We start from the raw sequence: 1,518 nt of genomic DNA, 5'->3' as shown, positions 1-1,518 counted from the left end.
AAGGAACAGGAGCTACAGGCTTTTTTGTTGAATATAAAACGTGTACCAATAATTGCCTTTAGAGGTGACTATATGCTTAATAAGCAACAGGCCGAAGGCCGTTATCAAATATCCGCATTCTCGTTAGATGAACTGGTTCCCAAAGATCATCTCGTTCGAAAAATCGAAAATGCAATCGACTTTACATTCATCTATGACTTGGTGGCAGATCGCTACTGTCATGACAATGGCAGGCCTAGTGTTGACCCGGTTGTCTTGATCAAGATTGCATTGATCCAATATCTCTTTGGTATTCGTTCCATCCGACAAACGATCAAAGAAATCGAAACCAATGTGGCCTATCGATGGTTTATTGGCTATGACTTTAGTCAGCCTATTCCCCACTTCACGACGCTAGGTAAGAACTACGTACGCCGTTTTCGGGATACCCGACTCTTCGAGTCGATTTTCATTCGGATTTTGGAAGAGGCAGTACGCCATGAATTCGTAAAGCCAGAAGTACTTTTCATCGATGCTACGCATGTAAAGGCCAACGCGAATAAGCATAAATTCGTGAAAGAAATGGTCGAAGAACAAACAAAGAAATATCAAGAGATGCTGGATGAAGAAATCAATCAGGATCGTGTTGCCCATGGAAAGAAGCCCCTTGAAAAAAAGTCAGAAACTCCTCAAAAGGAGGTGAAGGTAAGCACAACTGACCCGGAATGCGGATTGTTTGTAAAAGGAGAAAAGGAACGAGTATTTGCCTATAGTTTTCATACGGCATGTGATCGAAATGGATTTGTCCTTGGCGTAAAGGTGACACCAGGCAATGTACACGACAGTCAGGTGTTTGAGGATATATTGAATCAAGTAAAAAAGACATTTGATCGACCTCAGGCTGTAGCAGTGGACTCCGGATACAAGACGCCCTACATCAGTAAAGTGCTACTAGACGGCCAGATTCGCCCCGTTATGCCCTACACAAGACCACGCACGAAGGAAGGTTTCTTCAAGAAGCACGAATACGTGTATGATGAATATTACGACTGTTACATCTGTCCAAACGAGCAAATCTTGACATATGAAACAACAAACAAAGAGGGGTATCGCATCTATCGATCAAATTCTGAAGTTTGCCGAAGTTGTCCGTTTTTGAAACAATGTACGGAAAGTAAAGACAACACAAAGAGAGTGAGCCGCCACATCTGGGCTCATTACCTCGAAGAGGTAGACCATCTCCGGCATACTGAAGAAAATAAACGGATCTATAGCCAACGGAAAGAAACGATTGAACGGGTATTCGCTGATATGAAAGAGAAGCATGGCATGCGGTGGACGACCTTACGGGGACTAGAGAAGGTCACGATGCAGGCGATGCTTGTTTACGCTGCAATGAACCTGAAAAAAATAGCGACCTGGCTATGGAAGTCAGGTCGCACGGTAGTCAGTTTTCGCTCTACCTTCGGTATTTTCATCCGATTATTTCACAAACTCCCTTGTTGTAAAAATCAGCAAGGGAGTTTGTCTGCAATCTGA

The 1,518-nt window shown here is 43.4% G+C and carries 1 pseudogene; it reads left to right on the top strand.

Annotated features, from left to right (window positions below):
* Window positions 1-72: 72 nt before the first annotated feature.
* Window positions 73-1,518, top strand: a pseudogene (locus ACI7RC_RS27710) (IS1182 family transposase); the annotation flags it as partial.

The organism is Brevibacillus sp. B_LB10_24 (assembly GCF_046036945.1).
Taxonomy (GTDB): domain Bacteria; phylum Bacillota; class Bacilli; order Brevibacillales; family Brevibacillaceae; genus Brevibacillus_C.
Note: the sequence above shows the minus strand (reverse complement) of the source record. Positions and strands in the feature narration are given on the sequence as shown.